Below are 15,070 nucleotides of genomic sequence, written 5' to 3'. Positions count from 1 at the left end.
TCCCGCGATTTTATGGTCTTGAGGCCGCCAATCTTTATTTCCGCTGACGCTCCCGCTCCGTCGGGGCCTGCTTTCAGGCCCGATCAGCGCTTTCTGCATTACCCAAGGAAACCCGATGGCCCGTTCTGCTCTTCTCAATGTCATGGTTCAGGCTGCCCTCAAGGCAGGCAAGTCGCTCAGCCGCGATTTCGGCGAAGTGCAGAACCTGCAGGTTTCGGTGAAGGGACCGGGCGATTTCGTCAGCCAGGCGGATCTGAAGGCACAGAAGATCATCCGTGACGAGCTGATGAAGGCACGCCCAACCTACGGTTTCCTCGGCGAGGAAGGCGAAGAGGTCAAGGGCACGGATGGCGCTCATCGCTGGATCGTCGATCCGCTCGACGGCACCACCAACTTCCTGCACGGCATTCCGCTGTTTTCCGTCTCGATCGCGCTTGAGCGCAACGACGAGATCGTCGCCGGCGTCATCTTCAATCCGGCGACCGACGAACTCTATACGACCGAACGTGGCGGCGGCGCATTCCTCAACGATCGCCGACTGCGCGTCGCCTCGCGCCGCGTGCTGTCGGACAGCGTCATCGGCTGCGGCGTTCCGCATCTCGGCCGCGGCAATCACGGCAAGTTCCTCGTCGAGCTGCGCCATGTCATGGGCGAAGTCGCCGGTGTCCGCCGCCTCGGCTCTGCATCGCTCGATCTCGCCTATGTTGCTGCCGGCCGCTTCGACGGCTTCTGGGAAACCGGCCTGTCTCCCTGGGACATCGCAGCCGGCATTCTCTTGATCCGCGAAGCCGGCGGTTTCGTCTCGGATTTCCATGGCGGCACGGACATGCTCGGCACCAATTCGATCATCTGCGGCAACGAGCATATCCAGAAAGCACTCGCCGAAGTGGTTAAGCGACCGATCCCGACGAAGTAAGCCATTCCTCCGTTCGCTTTTTCGAATGACAAAACAGTCTGTTGCCAACGGACTGTTTTGTGCTTTCCGTCTCTTCAATTCGGCACAATGTTGCTCTAGTCTCCGCCTGCGGAAGATGCGGTGTCGGAGCGTGTGATGGAAAATGTGAATCTGTCGGATCTCGGATCGACCGACAACGTATCGGGAAATTACGCTTACAAGCTTTCAAGCCCGATGGCTTTCTTCTGGACGATGGTGCTTTTCCTGGTCATCGTTGGCTTCATCGTGGCGATTCTTTTCCGCCAGGCGCAGGTCGCATTCCTGCACAATCCCGGCCTCAACGGCCTGATCGTCGGCGTTCTGGTCGTCGGCATCCTCCTGGTCTTCAACCATGTGCTGATGCTGAGGCCGGAGGTTCGCTGGTTCAATCATTTCCGCGCTGTTGGCAACGCGGACAAGGTGGGCCGCAATCCGCGGCTTCTCGCGCCGATGCGCGCGCTGCTCGGCAACCGCCGTGCGATGCAGCTTTCCACGGCGACGCTACGCTCGATCCTCGATTCGATCGCCACGCGTCTCGACGAATCACGCGATACCTCGCGCTATCTCATCGGGCTTCTCGTCTTTCTCGGCCTTCTCGGCACCTTCTGGGGCCTGATCGGCACGATCGGCTCGATCAACGACGTCATCCAGGGCCTCGATGCCGGCACCGGCGACACCGGCGATATTCTGAGCGCCCTGAAGAGTGGACTCTCCGGTCCACTGGTCGGCATGGGCACGGCCTTCTCCTCCTCGCTGCTCGGTCTTTCCGGCTCGCTGATCCTCGGCTTCCTCGACCTGCAGGCGGGCCGTGCGCAGAACCGCTTCTATACCGAGCTTGAAAACTGGCTTTCTTCCGTCACCGATGTTGGTTCCGACCTGACGCCTGTCATCGAAAGCGCGGCCGGTGCTTCCTCGGAAGATGTGCGGGCGCTGTCTGACTATCTGCGCAAGATCGCTGACGAGGGCGGCGGCCAGCGGTCGGTGACCGCCATGGCAAACCTTGCCGAAGGCATTCAGGGCCTGGTCAAGAACATGCGCAACGAGCAGCAGATGCTGCGCGACTGGATCGAGGCGCAGCAGGAAGAGGCCAAATCGATGCGTCGCACGCTCGATCGCCTCGCAGACCGGATCAGCCATACCGAGAAGACCGGGAGCAAGTAAGCCATGGCGCTCGCCCGCAACCGACGCCACCAGAGAAGCGTCGACTACTGGCCCGGCTTCGTCGACGCGTTGTCCACGCTGCTGATGGCCATCATGTTCCTGCTGACGGTATTCGTCGTCGGCCAGTTCATTCTCAGCCGTGAGATTTCCGGGCGTGACGAGGTGCTCAATCGCTTGAACAGCCGCATCAACGATCTGGTGCAGCAGCTGGCTCTGGAAAAGAGCGGCAAGCAGGATCTCGAAGATGCCGTCGCCAATCTGCAGGCGTCGCTGTCGTCGGCGGAAAGCGAGCGCTCGCGGCTGCAGGCCCTGCTCGCAGCGGGCTCCGGCAGCAGCCAGGCCGCAGAGCAGCGTGCCGGCTCGCTTTCGCAGGAACTCGACGAGCAGAAGCAGGTGAGTGCGCGGGCGATGAGCCAGGTTGATCTCCTCAACCAGCAGATTGCTGCCTTGCGCAGCCAGATCGCCGCTGTGGAGGCCGCACTGCAGGCATCGGAAGCCAAGGATCAGTCCTCACAGGTCAAGATCGCCGATCTCGGTCGGCGGCTGAATGTGGCGCTGGCGCAGCGCGTACAGGAACTCAACCGCTATCGTTCCGACTTCTTCGGTCGATTGCGCGAGATCCTCTCGGACCGCGACAATATCCGCATCGTTGGCGACCGCTTCGTATTCCAGTCCGAAGTGCTGTTCCCGTCTGGCGCTGCCGATCTCAATCCGGCCGGTCAGGCGGAGATGACGAAGCTCGCGGCAGCTCTGATCGATCTTGCCAAGGAAATTCCGCCCGAGATCAACTGGGTGCTGCGCGTCGACGGCCACACCGACAATGTGCCGCTTTCGGGTAATGGCCGTTATCCGGATAACTGGGCGTTGTCATCTGCGCGCGCCATCGCCGTCGTCAAGTTCCTGATCTCGCAGGGCGTCCCCGCCGACAGGCTTGTTGCCGCCGGCTTCGGCGAATTCCAGCCGATCGCACCCGGCGATACGCCGGATGCCCGCGCCACCAATCGCCGCATCGAATTGAAGCTGACGGAAAAATAATCGGTCATCGCTCCGGCGATGCGATACTATCGAGGCGTGCCTGCAGGAATTGCCGCACGGCTTCGCTGTCACTGAGGCCGATCGCGGTCCGATATGCGTGGGAGGCGTTTTCCATATCGCCGGTCTCGGTCAGCAGATGAGCGAGCACAGCCCAATAAGGCTGATAGTTGACGATTTCGCGCCCGGCCATCCGGTCAAGGAGAGCCAACCCCGCAGCAGGACCTTCCACTTTGCCCATCACCGCGGCGTGGCTGACGCGTGCGCCGGCCGTCGGCTTCATGATCACAAGCGCTTCATAGAGCTTGGCGAGAGCGGCCCAGTCGGTCATGCCGGAGCGTCGCCGGCCGGCATGCACGGACTGGATCGCAGCCTGACACTGGAACGGACCGAAACGACCGAATGCACCAGCCTTTCGCAACAGATTGTCGGCTTCCGCGATCATTTCGGCATCCCAAAGGGCCATTTCCTGTTGGTCGAGAGGGACATATCGTCCATTCGCGTCGCGCCGCGCTTCACGACGGGATTGGCTGTAAAGCATCAGCGACAACAAGCCCGCCGCCTCCGGCTCTTGGGGCAATGTCGCAAGCAGCGTGCGGCCGAGCCAGATGGCCTCGTCTGCTAGGGATCCTTGCTTGCCGATCTCTCCGTCGACCCCGTCCCAGCCGAGGCCATAGGCGGCATAGATCGCCGAGAGCACGCTCTCCAGTCGGTCCGGCAACACGGACCGCTCGGGAACGATAAACGGAATATGTGCGTCGCGGATCTTGATTTTTGCCCGCACCAGCCGCTGGCTCATGGCTTGCGGCGAAACGAGGAAGGCCTTGGCTATGGTTGCGGCATCGACGGCCAGCACGGACTGCAGCATCAGCGGTGTGTGAGACGAGCGATCCAAAGCCGGATGGGCGCAGACGAAGAGGAGCTTCAAGCGCTCATCCGGAAAGGTGGAATTGTCGGCATTCATGCGTTCCTCCGCTTCTTCGAAGGCCATCATGATTCTGTCGCGCGCTCCGGCCCTTACGTTCTCGTGCCGCACCCGGCGAAGGAGGTTACGCCTGGCCGCAACCAGCAGCCAGGCTTCTGGATTGTCGGGGATTCCGCGTTCCGGCCAGGTACTCAGCGCTGCCGCGATCGCATCGGACAAAGCATCCTCGGCCGCCGGCACGTCGCGGAAGCGCGCGGCGAGAAAAGCAATCAGCTTGCCGTAGGATTGACGCGCCGCTTGCTCGGCAGCGCGTCGGGCATCCGATGCCATGATGGCTACATCTGCAATCGCGGCCGTATCTCGACCGAGCCTTGCTGGGAGATCGGAATGCGCAGCGCCCATTCCAGCGCGGCATCGAGATCCGGCACCTCGATCAGGTAGAAGCCACCAAGCTGCTCCTTACCGTCAGGGAAGGGGCCGTCCTTTACCTCGTGGTCCTCGCCCTGGCGACGGACGACCGTTGCGGTCTCCGGCGCAGTCAATCCCGCGCCTCCCGTCATGATGCCGGCCTGGATCAGCGCCTGGGTGTAGGCAATCCAACCGTTCTTATAGGTCGGATCGGAGCGACGGCCAAAATCCTCGGCTGATTCACGAATGATCAAAGCATATTGCATGAGATAAGTCTCCCATTTGCAGTTTTGACGACGGCCGGACGGCGTAACCCCGGAAAGCTGAATTCCGGAATATACAACACCGCTGGCAAAACGGCTTCCTGCCGCTTCGACATAATGAACCGCGAGCCCGCGTGAATTCGACACTGGCGGAAAGATTTTTTGAAGCGCGTAGCTGAAAAACCAAAACGGCCGGCGTGCCCGATGGGCAGCCGGCCGTGAGTGGCTTTACAGCAAATACGTGACGCGAAGGATTATGCGGTGGCGATGGTCTGGTCGTCGATGACGGCACCGCCGACGTGAGCCTTGATCGACTCGATGGCATGCAGGGCCGAGGCCTTCGCCTTATAGCCTTCCGAACCGAACATGGTTTCGCCGTTCGAGGCCTTGAAGCGGAAGCGAAACTCGCCGGCCTTGTCCTTGTAGACTTCAAATTTATACATGGTTCTCGTCTCCTAGAATCGCGTCAGCGCGGGATAACGCTGAAAATCTAGCTCAACTTTGAAACTATTTCCACAAGGTTGTATTTGGCACGATTTGCCCGGTTATCGCTATTTCGCGATGAGCATATGTTCCTCGATGCCGGCATCGAATTGCAGGCGGGCGAGCTTCGCATAGATACCGCCGTGGCGGATCAGGCTCTGATGCGTGCCTTCCTCGACGATGCGGCCCTGATCCAGCACCAGAATGCGGTCGGCCTTGAGCACGGTCGCCAGGCGATGGGCGATGACGAGCGTCGTGCGCGCCTCCATCAAACCCTCCAGAGCCTTCTGAACAAGGGTCTCGCTTTCGGCATCGAGCGCGGAGGTTGCTTCGTCGAGCAGCAGGACCGGTGCGTTCTTCAGGATGGCGCGGGCAATGGCGACGCGCTGACGCTGGCCACCGGAAAGGGTGACGCCGCGCTCGCCGACCTCGGTGTCGTAGCCCTTTTCCAGGCGGGAAATGAATTCGTCCGCCTGTGCGGCGATGGCAGCGGCGCGCACGTCGTCGCGCGAGGCGCCAGGGCGACCGAAGGCGATGTTGTCATGGATGGAGGCGGCAAAGATCGTGGTGTCCTGAGGAACGATGGCGATGCGCTCGCGCAGCGCATCCGGCAGGACGTCGCGCGCATCGACGCCATCCAGGGCGACGCGGCCCTTCTGCGGATCGTAGAAGCGGAGCAGCAGCGAAAAGATGGTGCTCTTGCCGGCACCCGACGCGCCGACGATCGCGACCGTCTCCCCCGGCTTCACGGAGAAGGTGAGCCCATGCAGCGCCGATCTGTTTGGTCGCGACGGGTAAAAGAAGTGAACATCGGAGAATTCCACGCGGCCCTGCGCCGGCTGCGGCAAGGGCAGGGGATTGGCGGGGGCGGCGATGGGTGAGACTTCGGCAAGCAGCTCGCCCAGGCGGTCGGCAGCACCGGCAGCCTGCGACAGCTCGCCCCAGACTTCAGACAGCGATCCCAGCGACGAGCCGGCAATGACCGAATAGAGCAGGAACTGGCCGAGCGTGCCGGCCGACATTGTGCCGGCAAGCACGTTCTGCGCACCGACCCAGAGAACCGCGACGATGCTGCCGAAGACCATGGCAATGGCGAAGCCCGTCAGCAGCGAACGGGATTTGATCGCCGCGCGCGCCGCCTGATAGGCATCCTCGACGGCACTGCCATAGCGCTGCGCCGCAGCGTCCTCGCCGTTATAGGCTTGAATGGTGCGGTTGGCCGCGATGGTCTCGTTGGCATAGGCCGATGCCTGCGCCAGCGTCTCCTGTGCGGCGCGCGAGCGCTTGCGCACCGAACGGCCGAAACTGACCAGCGGCAGGACAATGATCGGGATTGCGATCAGGACGATGCTCGAGAGTTTCGGGCTGGTGACGATCATCATGATCACGGCGCCGAGACAGAGGATGAGGTTGCGCAGTGCGACGGAGGCCGTGGCGCCGACCGCGGACTTGATCTGTGTCGTATCGGCCGTCAGCCGCGAGACGATCTCGCCCGACTGGTTGACATCGAAGAAGGAGGGCGACAGGCGCGTCACGTGGTCGAAGACCTCGCGGCGCATGTCAGAGACGATGCGCTCGCCGATGGAGATGACGAAGTAATAGCGCAGCGCGCTCGCTGCCGCGAGCAGCAGGGCCATGATCATGATCGCCACGAAATAGCTGTCGATCAGACCGCGGTCGGCCTGATCGAAGCCGTGATCGATCATGCGGCGGACGGCGACCGGCAGAGCAAGCGAGGTAACGGCAGCGATGACGAGCGATATGATTGCCCCGGCCACCATGCCCCGATATCGTCTGAGGTATGGCGTCAGTCGTCCGAGAGGGCGGATCGAACGGTTTTTCTTTTCCTCAGCCTGGCCAGTCTCTGACAAGTCGTCTCCAATCCCCATATCAGCAAGGGGCTTGACGTTTTCGCCCCTTGTTATCGCCGCTGCCTTCATGTATAGGCACGCCATCTTAATTGGAAGCCGTGGCCTTTAACGGACTGCGGCTTCATTTATTCAATCGGTTCGGTTGCCGCAATGGCTTGCGACAAATGGACCCTGGCATGACAGGAAGATTGTTATGAAGGCCAACATCCATCCCGACTACCACACCATCAAGGTGGTCATGACCGACGGCACCGAATACGAAACCCGCTCGACCTGGGGTTCCGAAGGCGCTGTCATGAACCTCGAAATCGACTCCAAGTCCCATCCGGCCTGGACCGGCGGCAACCAGCAGATGATGGACCGTGCCGGCCGCGTTTCGAAGTTCAACAAGCGCTTCGGCGGTCTCGGCATCTAATCGCTCCGCGATTTGCTGTTTGAAAAGAGCCCGGCTTGGCCGGGCTTTTTTGCATTGATACAGTGTGCGGCACCTCATCGGATGCGCCGCAGGTAATCGGCACGGTCGAACGGATTTGCTGCTGCGCGCTCCCGTACATGGTGCGGACCCGATAGCGGCGCATAGTGATCGAAGGCGTGATCCAGGATCCCCGCTCCACCCGACAATCCCGGCAATTGCCTTTGGATGGTCTGGATCATCGATGATGCCACCGTGCCTTCCAGCCGGGCCAATCCATCATCGATCAGCGATTTTCTCATCGATGCGCCGGATTTCGCGAGCAGGCTGTGCACGCCAGCCAATGCCGTTGCCGGTATCTCGACGTGAAAATGCTCGATGGGCTCGCATAGGATCGTCTGCGCGGATGAAAGCGCGGATGCGAGCACCAGCGGCGTCAGCTTGCGGAAATCGACCGCCGTGCTCGCCGGCGAACTTTGCCGCGCCACCGTCATGGCAACATGGCAGTCGATAATCTGCCAGCCGAAAAGACCTTCCCTGAGCGTTTCGAACGTGGCTTCCTCGACCGCCCGGTAAAAGCTTGCAGGCATCTGGCCGACATCCACCTCCAGGGCAAAGCTGTTGCCGGCGCCTTCCGGCCGCGGCTCGACGCGCAAGCCGACCGTTGCGAGAAACGGATTGGGCTCCTTGAATATCAGCTCGACCGCGCTTCCCGTTCCAGCTAGCCTCTCGACATAGATGACGGTGCTTTCCTCGAAGGCGATGTCGAGGCCGAACTCACTTAAGAGGGTTGCCTGAATGACCTCCTTCTGCACCTCGCCGTAGAGCGAGACATATATGTCGCCCGTTTCCTCATTGGTGCGCAGGTTGATGAGCGGATCCTGCTCTGTGAGTTGACCCAGAGCCAGCCAGAGAGCTGCATTTTCCGAAAGGCGCATCGGGCGGATGCGGGTTTCCAGGGTGGGTGGCGCGAAGTGGCGGAGCGTACCGGGTGGGCTTTCGATGCCGATCCAATCGCCGATACGGACATTCGAGAGGCCGGCGACCTTGACGATCTGCCCCGCGTGGACCTGCGCCACCTTGTCCGCCCTGCCGTCCCTGAAAAGTTGAAGACTGCCGATCTTTGCCGGGCCGTGGCGAGTTTCGATGTCATCTCGAAGGTTGATCGTGCCCGATGCCAGATAGAGATAGGCGAGCTTCTCGCCGCCCCAGCCGCGTTCGATCTTGAAGATCGTCCCGGCAACCGGACCGTCATGGTTCGGTTGCCGGCTCGGCAGCAGGGTTTCGATTGCCGACATCAGGGCAGAGATCCCGAGACCCCGCGTCGCCGCACCGGCAAATGCCGGATGGATCGAGGACTTCGCTACCTGATCGGCTAAGGCTTGCTCCAACCTTTGCCGTGTCAGGCGCTCGGAAGCCAGAACGTAATCTTCCAGCAAAGCCTCGTCGTTGATTGAAAGTGCTTCGCACAGGCGCGAGAAGTGGGGATCGCTCCCGATATCGGCAGCTTCCACGCTAGCGAGTCGGCTGCCGGCGTCGCTGATATCTGACATTGCAATAGTGCGGACTGCCAGCTGGGTCGCAATATCCGCAAGCACCTCATCATAGCGTGCGCCGAGGCGATCGACCTTGTTGATGAAGAATAGGAAGGGTATGGCGAGGCGTCGCAAAGCCCTGACAAGCACGCGGGTCTGCGATTGCACGCCCTCGACTGCCGAGACGACGACCACGGCCGCATCGAGCAGCTGCAGCACCCGTTCGATCTCGGCAATGAAGTCCGGATGGCCCGGCGTGTCGATGAGGTTCACCGTCACACCGCCGATGGTAAAGGAAACCACCGCCGCGGCGATGGTGATGCCGCGTTGTCTTTCGAGTTCGAGACTATCGGTCTGCGTGTTGCCGGCGTCGACGCTGCCGAGCCTGTCGATTATGCCGGTATCAAAAAGGAGCCGTTCCGTAAGGCTAGTCTTGCCCGCGTCTACATGGGCGAGAATGCCCAGATTCAATGTGCGCATGGTTCATCATCTTCTCAGAATTTCGGATTTGATTTTCGTGAGAAGTGAGTCGGCGCATTGGGTCCTCCACGCACATTCGATATCGGCTTGCCCATCCCTTGAGAGAGACAGGCACTCTTTTTTACAGAGGTTTCGCGGAATTCGTCAAGTTTTGCCCGGCTTCAACTTCAGGCCTAACTCTGCACATGGCTTTTCTGAGGGCTGGACGATTGCTCAAAACAAAACCGGCCACGTCAGGCGCGGCCGGTTCAAATTCATTGCGGATTGTCTAAAGCTCAGTTGCCGCCAAATGCGGTCTGCAGCAGGGTCAGCTGCGCCTTGACGCTGTTCTGGTTGTCCGGAACGATGGCAGCTTCCGTCGGACGGTAGATTTCGCGATCGAGAATGGCGACGCGGTTCTGCAGGCGCAGCGAACGCTCGACGAGATCACGGAAGGATTCCGGCAGGTCATTCCAGCCTGGTGCTGTGCGGTCGACGTTGAAGCCGTCGAGGCGAACCTTGTTCTTTTCGGCCAATACCTGATCGCGCGACATTTCGCCGTTGTTGACGGCGCGCTGCAGCAGCAACCAGGAGGCCATCTGCATGAGGCGGGTGGTCAGCCGCATGGATTCGGCGGCGTAGAGTACGGAGGCCATGCGCGGCAGAACCTTGGAAGCGGCGCGGCCCTGACCATCAAGATAACCGGCAGTTTCCTCGACCAGCGACATGCCTTCAGAATACAGTGCCCTGAACTGCGCCGACGATGCGGCGTGGCCAGCAAAGCTGATCGTGTTCAACCCAAGTTCCGACATCGAATAAATCCCTGCTTCACGCAACACTTTTGTTCAGGAAAAGCCGGTCAAGTCCCTAAGAGCTTTCGGCATCCGCTTTTATGACTTTAAGATGGTTGTTTTAACTGAAATTCGCAAGGCGATTCTTAAGAAAGGGTTAATCTCCACAGTTTCGGCGAGGTCCGCGATACAGGACAAAAAAGAAGAGCCGCAAAAGCGGCTCTCAAGGTAAAACAGGGAGAAAAATCAGACCAATTCGCCAAGTGGAGGAACTGTCTGAGTCCAGAGCGAATCTGGATGGTCATAGTAATATGTCGTAAAGCTTAATATTCGGTTGAGCATGCCTTAATCCTGGACTGCACCGCACAGATTTTGTGCTGCGGCCAAGCACCTTGGAACAGCGCTTCAGAAGCGGAAAAGACTATCCGCCGCCTTTCGGCCGGAGGCCTTGGTGGCGATTTCCTCTTCCAGCCGGGCGATCTCGCCCTGGAGCAGTGCTACGCGGCTTTTCAGCTCGTCCACGGATAGCAGCGACAGATCGCTGCCGATCTCGTGGGCAGATGGCTGCTTGGGACGATCATCGTCGAAAATGCTCATTTCGGCTCCTCCTTTCCCTTGTCGAGGGATCAGGTGCCGTAATTTACAGTTATATCGTCCTTTTTTGAAGTCTCGCTTCGCGCAAGCGCCATGCTCTCCGGCGTGATCATCTGCGCATTGGCCGACGGCATGGTCGTATAGGAATCGCGATCGCCTGCCGGCTTGGCGGCGCGGCGGCGGCTGCGGAAGATCGAATAGGACGTAATCAGCACATGGGCGATGGCGGTGACGAAGAACAGCGAGTAGGGGCCGATGGAGGACATGACCGGGCCGCTCAGCGTCGGGCCGATGATCGTGCCGATACCGTAGAGCAGCAGCAGGCCGCCCGACACCTTGACGAAATCCTCCGGCGCGGCGAAGTCATTGGCATGGGCGACGGCGATCGGATAGAGCGTGTTGGCGACGGCGCCATAGACGACGACCATGCCGATGAGGAAGACGGGGCTGCCGGGCTTCAAAAGAAAAAGCAGAATGCCATCGATCGCTGCGATCGCGGCCATGCCGGCTAGCACGTAGCGGCGGTCGATGCGATCGGACAGGCGGCCGGCCGGCAGCTGCATGACGGCGCCGGCAAAGATGGTCAAGCTCATCATCAGCGCGATATCGCTCTCGGAAAGGCCGGCATTGGCGCCAAAGACGGCGCCGAGCGTGCCGTATGCGCCGTTAGCGATGCCGACGAGCAGGATGCCGATCGAGGCGACCGGCGAATTGCGGTAGAGCGCCTTCAGATCGAGGCTGACCGCCTTTAGCGGCTGTGGGGAGGCGGCGGTCGACAGCGTGGTCGGCAGCATGGCGACGCAATAGCAGATGCCGCACATCATGAAGAGGATGGGCGTGTGAATGTCGGCGAAAGGCACCATCATCTGGCCGGCGACGGCGCCGATGAGGGTGATGCCGATATAGAGCGAGAAGATCGCGCCGCGGCTTTCGTTGGTGGCACGTTCGTTGAGCCAGCTCTCGATAATCATCGAGGTGCCGGCGGTGCAGAAGCCGGTCACGGCACGCAGCACCACCCACCAGGTCGCATCGACGATGATGCCTGTCAAAAGCGCGATGATGGCGATGACGGAGATGAAGCCTGAAAAGGCCCGGACATGGCCGATGCGTCTGACGAGCTTCGGCGCGGTCAGGCAGCCGAGCACGAATCCGGTCGCCCAGGTGGTGCCGAGCAGGCCGAGCGTTGTCGTCGCATAGCCTTCCGCCGTGCCGCGTACTGGCAGCAGCAGGCTGTGCAGGCCGTTGCCCGTAAACAGGAACAGCGTGCCGAACAGCAGAGCGAGTACCGGCAATATGTTTCTTTTCATGCTCCCCACCTTCATGCGGCTCCATTTTTGGGAGCCGATAAGACAGGATCCCGCCCTGCCTGTTTTCGCTATTGATTGTGTCCCGGATTGCCGCTATCGGCCTGTAGAAACAGTCTGTTGGCGCGGAAAAATGTCCGTCCTATGACGATTAGAGCATGATCGCGAAAGCCGTGCAGCGGTTTTTGGTCGCGGCTGCCCTCACTCTTGCATAAACGGGGAAAAATAGCGTGACAAAAGCCATAGCGCTGCTGCTCCTGCTCGCCATGGCGGTGCATATCATCAAGCCTTTGGGGCTGCCGGGCCTGAAGCGCAGGGCCGATTTCTGGAAGATCGCCATCTTCGCCTTCGCCATCTGGACCGTGGCGCTTGTCATCAACGAGGCGTTTTAGCGCATTTCAGGCTGGATTCAGGGCTTCAGCGCCGCCACACGCGGATGCCTAAAGTTGGATCTCTCCGCGCATGACGGAGACGCTGCTGCCCGACAGCAAGACTTCGTTTACCGTGCCGGCAGATTTCCTGACATCAACGCCGATAAGGCTGCGTCTTCCCATCTCCACGCCCTGTTCGATGGTGATCTTTACCCCCGCATCCTGCGCCGGCAGCAGGGAAGTCAGATAGGCGCTGATCGCGGCGGAGGCGCTGCCTGTCGCCGGGTCTTCCGTCACATTGTCGAGCGGGGCAAACATGCGGGCGCGGATATGCCAGGGATTTTCCGTCGAGCGGACGTAGAGGAAAAGTGAGAAGCCGGTCTTGTCTTCCTTGTGCCGGGCTGCCGCCTCGCTGAAAATGGCCGCATTCGGCCACGCCTTGCCAAGCGTTTCGAGGCTGTCCAGCTCGGCAAAGGCGAAGGGCAGGCCGACGGATGCGAAGGTCGGCACATGGGTTGTGTGGCGGATCGATCGCGGATCGATCTGCACGCAAGCGGCAATCAGTTCGTCGGCAATGGTCTCGCCGATCGTAAGCCTGCCCGGTGCGCGGATGCTTGCGCCGGAGACGCCGCCACCGTCGCGCAACAAAGTGACCTCCACGAGCCCGGCTTCCTCTTCGAAGATCAGCCTGTCGCCTGTCGGTTTTCCGAAGATCGCTTGCTGCTGGCCGAGAACGAAAGCGGTGCCGACATTGGGATGACCGGCAAAGGGGATTTCGGCCGTGGGCGTGAAGATGCGGACGCGCGCCGTATGGCTGGGATTCTCTGGCGGCAACACGAAGGTCGTTTCCGAATAGCAGAATTCAGTTGCAATCTTCTGCATGGCGTCGCTGCTGAGACCGCGGGCATCAGGGATGACAGCCAGGGGATTGCCGACGAAGCGTTCGGATGTGAAGACGTCAACGGTGACGTAGGCGACGGCGTTCATGGTGGCTCCCGGCAGCTTTGATGGAACTACCAGGATTTAGCCGTTGCTTGACCAGGCATGAAAGCTGGAACTTGTGCCCCTGACAAGTTTACCGGCGACCTTTACCCCCCGCCTTGCGAGTTTGCGGCCTTCATGGTGATCGCTTCAATTGCTCTGGAACTGCTTGAGCACGCCGGACCAAAGTTCGACGAGCTCGGCACTGCCGACATCGCCGGGCTTCGCACGTACCGCAGTGTGTACGAGGACCAGATGTGTTGTTGGATCGACCAGGATGCGCTGGCCGGCTTTGCCGTCCAGGAAAAACGTTCGGCGCGGACCGGGCATCAGCCAGGTTTGATAGCCGTAGCCCCAGGGGTTCGTTTCGTGATTGACCGCAAGAAACGAGCCCTGCTTGACCGGCTGCGTCGCATCGAGCAGCCATTGGCGGGGTATGATCTGCCGGCCGTTCAAGGCACCGTCATGCGCGAGCAGCAGGCCAAAGCGGGCATAATCGCGGAGTGTCGCGCTGAAGCAGCAGTAGCCGACCTCCTGGCCGGTGCTGTCGACCTGCCAGTTCGCGCTGGCTTCCGCCCCCATCGGCTGCCATATCCGGGACTGGAGATAGTCCGACATGCTCATATGTGTGGCATGGGTCAGGACCAGGCTCAGCCCTTCGGTATCAAGATTGCTATAGTGCCAGACCGTATCGGGAGGTGCGACCCGCTTGTTGAACCGCGATATGGCCATAATGGGGTCGAGCTTTTCAGGGCCGAGCAATGAATTGCTGAGCCGAACGTTATCGTCGGGATTGCCGAAGTTCTCGGTGAAGGCAATGCCGGAGGCCATATGCAGCAATGCGCGGATCGGCGTGACGCCCATCTCTGTGCCCTTCAGCTCCGGCACATAGGTCTCAACCGTATCGTCGATCGAATGGATGGCGCCCTCGGAAATCGCGATCCCGATCATCATGCCGGTCAAGGTTTTCGCCATGGATTGCGAGACAAGGTGGTCGCGGTCGGTGCGGCCATATTGGTAATGTTCGAACAGGATCGTGTCGTTGTGGGCAATCAGCAGGCCCGTGGTGGGATTGGTGTCGAGATATTTCGACAAGGAGCCGGTTTCAGTGCCGAAGGTGAACTTGACCGAAATCTCGGATGGGGCGCGCAAGAGCGGTAGCGGATGCTCGGCGGCGGCGATCGTATGAGTTGGCGCAAGCTTATCGGCGTGACTGAAGTTGCCGATCATGTTGCGTTGTTCGCTCAGCGGCAGACCGACGGGGTAGCCGAGCTTCTCACCGTAAGCCTCTGCGTCCGGTCCGGTTGAGGAAAAGACGGGAACGGCCGTCTGCAACTGTTGGGCGCGAGCAATGTCTGTTTGAGCAACTAAGACTACAGATAGAACAGCAACAAAACTGCGCCAAGCAAGCATATGGCAACCCCTCTATTTAGCCCCTTTTATTATAAGTGGGACAACCTAGTGCCGTGTTTTCGTAACATCCATTTGACATGGCTTGTTTTCCGATATCACAGCAAACCTATTCTTGTCATTGTGACAGATGTGA

General features: G+C 60.3%; 15 protein-coding genes. 5 read left to right on the top strand and 10 right to left on the bottom strand.

Annotation, left to right across the window (positions count from 1 at the left end):
- Positions 1-115: 115 nt before the first annotated feature.
- From GA0061103_RS14910 to GA0061103_RS14900, 3 genes are all read left to right on the top strand, one after another.
- The gene (locus GA0061103_RS14910; RefSeq protein ID WP_092712355.1) at positions 116-916 is read left to right on the top strand and encodes an inositol monophosphatase family protein; all 801 of its coding nucleotides are present in this window, start codon (positions 116-118) and stop codon (positions 914-916) included.
- A gap of 135 nt (positions 917-1,051) precedes the next feature.
- Entirely contained in the window at positions 1,052-2,095 is a 1,044-nt protein-coding gene (locus GA0061103_RS14905) for a flagellar motor protein MotA (protein ID WP_092712353.1), read from the top strand.
- 3 nt (positions 2,096-2,098) lie between these two features.
- Complete coding sequence (locus GA0061103_RS14900; protein ID WP_092712351.1) at positions 2,099-3,130, top strand: peptidoglycan -binding protein; 1,032 nt, start codon at positions 2,099-2,101, stop codon at positions 3,128-3,130.
- Positions 3,131-3,134: 4 nt separating this feature from the next.
- Here the strand turns inward: GA0061103_RS14900 and GA0061103_RS14895 are convergent, their stop codons facing one another.
- The 4 genes from GA0061103_RS14895 to GA0061103_RS14880 form a co-directional block, all read right to left on the bottom strand.
- Positions 3,135-4,382 (bottom strand): RNA polymerase sigma factor, encoded by a 1,248-nt coding sequence (locus tag GA0061103_RS14895; RefSeq protein ID WP_092712350.1) that lies wholly within the window; start codon positions 4,380-4,382, stop codon positions 3,135-3,137.
- Between the two features lie 5 nt (positions 4,383-4,387).
- Positions 4,388-4,726, bottom strand: coding sequence for a YciI family protein (locus tag GA0061103_RS14890; RefSeq protein WP_092712348.1), 339 nt, complete (start codon positions 4,724-4,726; stop codon positions 4,388-4,390).
- A gap of 251 nt (positions 4,727-4,977) precedes the next feature.
- Positions 4,978-5,166, bottom strand: coding sequence for a YegP family protein (locus GA0061103_RS14885; protein WP_068400257.1), 189 nt, complete (start codon positions 5,164-5,166; stop codon positions 4,978-4,980).
- Positions 5,167-5,274: 108 nt separating this feature from the next.
- Positions 5,275-7,095: an ABC transporter transmembrane domain-containing protein gene (locus GA0061103_RS14880; RefSeq protein ID WP_425349507.1), complete on the bottom strand. Its 1,821-nt coding sequence runs from the start codon at positions 7,093-7,095 to the stop codon at positions 5,275-5,277.
- Positions 7,096-7,270: 175 nt separating this feature from the next.
- Here GA0061103_RS14880 and rpmE point away from each other — a divergent pair, with 175 nt between their 5' ends.
- The gene (gene rpmE, locus GA0061103_RS14875; protein WP_034503571.1) at positions 7,271-7,492 is read left to right on the top strand and encodes a 50S ribosomal protein L31; all 222 of its coding nucleotides are present in this window, start codon (positions 7,271-7,273) and stop codon (positions 7,490-7,492) included.
- Positions 7,493-7,566: 74 nt separating this feature from the next.
- Here rpmE and GA0061103_RS14870 read toward each other — a convergent pair whose 3' ends face one another.
- The 4 genes from GA0061103_RS14870 to GA0061103_RS14855 all read right to left on the bottom strand — a co-directional run bounded on the left by GA0061103_RS14870 (position 7,567) and on the right by GA0061103_RS14855 (position 12,175).
- Complete coding sequence (locus tag GA0061103_RS14870) at positions 7,567-9,504, bottom strand: elongation factor G (RefSeq protein WP_092712344.1); 1,938 nt, start codon at positions 9,502-9,504, stop codon at positions 7,567-7,569.
- A 275-nt stretch (positions 9,505-9,779) separates the two neighbouring features.
- Positions 9,780-10,295, bottom strand: a complete 516-nt coding sequence (gene rcdA, locus GA0061103_RS14865) for a protease adaptor protein RcdA (RefSeq protein ID WP_069611865.1) — start codon at positions 10,293-10,295, stop codon at positions 9,780-9,782.
- Positions 10,296-10,679: 384 nt separating this feature from the next.
- Entirely contained in the window at positions 10,680-10,871 is a 192-nt protein-coding gene (locus GA0061103_RS14860; protein WP_092712342.1) for a DUF1192 domain-containing protein, read from the bottom strand.
- 29 nt (positions 10,872-10,900) lie between these two features.
- Positions 10,901-12,175 (bottom strand): MFS transporter, encoded by a 1,275-nt coding sequence (locus GA0061103_RS14855; RefSeq protein ID WP_092712340.1) that lies wholly within the window; start codon positions 12,173-12,175, stop codon positions 10,901-10,903.
- A gap of 227 nt (positions 12,176-12,402) precedes the next feature.
- Here GA0061103_RS14855 and GA0061103_RS35040 point away from each other — a divergent pair, with 227 nt between their 5' ends.
- On the top strand, positions 12,403-12,564 hold the full coding sequence (locus tag GA0061103_RS35040) for a hypothetical protein (protein ID WP_092712338.1): 162 nt from the start codon (positions 12,403-12,405) through the stop codon (positions 12,562-12,564).
- A gap of 48 nt (positions 12,565-12,612) precedes the next feature.
- On the opposite strand, the gene GA0061103_RS14845 is transcribed toward GA0061103_RS35040, so the two are convergent.
- Entirely contained in the window at positions 12,613-13,530 is a 918-nt protein-coding gene (locus tag GA0061103_RS14845) for a PhzF family phenazine biosynthesis protein (RefSeq protein WP_092712336.1), read from the bottom strand.
- A gap of 144 nt (positions 13,531-13,674) precedes the next feature.
- On the bottom strand, positions 13,675-14,859 hold the full coding sequence (locus GA0061103_RS14840) for a serine hydrolase domain-containing protein (RefSeq protein WP_245304753.1): 1,185 nt from the start codon (positions 14,857-14,859) through the stop codon (positions 13,675-13,677).
- Positions 14,860-15,070 lie beyond the last annotated feature (211 nt).

It is taken from the genome of Martinezella multihospitum, assembly GCF_900094585.1.
Classification (GTDB): Bacteria; Pseudomonadota; Alphaproteobacteria; order Rhizobiales; family Rhizobiaceae; genus Rhizobium; species Rhizobium multihospitium.
Note: the sequence above shows the minus strand (reverse complement) of the source record. Positions and strands in the feature narration are given on the sequence as shown.

Excerpts from the sequence above, each read along its gene's own strand:
- GA0061103_RS14910 (WP_092712355.1), top strand. The coding sequence starts at position 116 with ATGGCCCGTTCTGCTCTTCTCAATGTCATGGTTCAGGCTGCCCTCAAG.
- GA0061103_RS14905 (WP_092712353.1), top strand. The coding sequence starts at position 1,052 with ATGGAAAATGTGAATCTGTCGGATCTCGGATCGACCGACAACGTATCG.
- GA0061103_RS14900 (WP_092712351.1), top strand. The coding sequence starts at position 2,099 with ATGGCGCTCGCCCGCAACCGACGCCACCAGAGAAGCGTCGACTACTGG.
- GA0061103_RS14895 (WP_092712350.1), bottom strand. The coding sequence starts at position 4,382 with ATGGCATCGGATGCCCGACGCGCTGCCGAGCAAGCGGCGCGTCAATCC.
- GA0061103_RS14890 (WP_092712348.1), bottom strand. The coding sequence starts at position 4,726 with ATGCAATATGCTTTGATCATTCGTGAATCAGCCGAGGATTTTGGCCGT.
- GA0061103_RS14885 (WP_068400257.1), bottom strand. The coding sequence starts at position 5,166 with ATGTATAAATTTGAAGTCTACAAGGACAAGGCCGGCGAGTTTCGCTTC.
- GA0061103_RS14880 (WP_425349507.1), bottom strand. The coding sequence starts at position 7,095 with ATGGGGATTGGAGACGACTTGTCAGAGACTGGCCAGGCTGAGGAAAAG.
- rpmE (WP_034503571.1), top strand. The coding sequence starts at position 7,271 with ATGAAGGCCAACATCCATCCCGACTACCACACCATCAAGGTGGTCATG.
- GA0061103_RS14870 (WP_092712344.1), bottom strand. The coding sequence starts at position 9,504 with ATGCGCACATTGAATCTGGGCATTCTCGCCCATGTAGACGCGGGCAAG.
- rcdA (WP_069611865.1), bottom strand. The coding sequence starts at position 10,295 with ATGTCGGAACTTGGGTTGAACACGATCAGCTTTGCTGGCCACGCCGCA.
- GA0061103_RS14860 (WP_092712342.1), bottom strand. The coding sequence starts at position 10,871 with ATGAGCATTTTCGACGATGATCGTCCCAAGCAGCCATCTGCCCACGAG.
- GA0061103_RS14855 (WP_092712340.1), bottom strand. The coding sequence starts at position 12,175 with ATGAAAAGAAACATATTGCCGGTACTCGCTCTGCTGTTCGGCACGCTG.
- GA0061103_RS14845 (WP_092712336.1), bottom strand. The coding sequence starts at position 13,530 with ATGAACGCCGTCGCCTACGTCACCGTTGACGTCTTCACATCCGAACGC.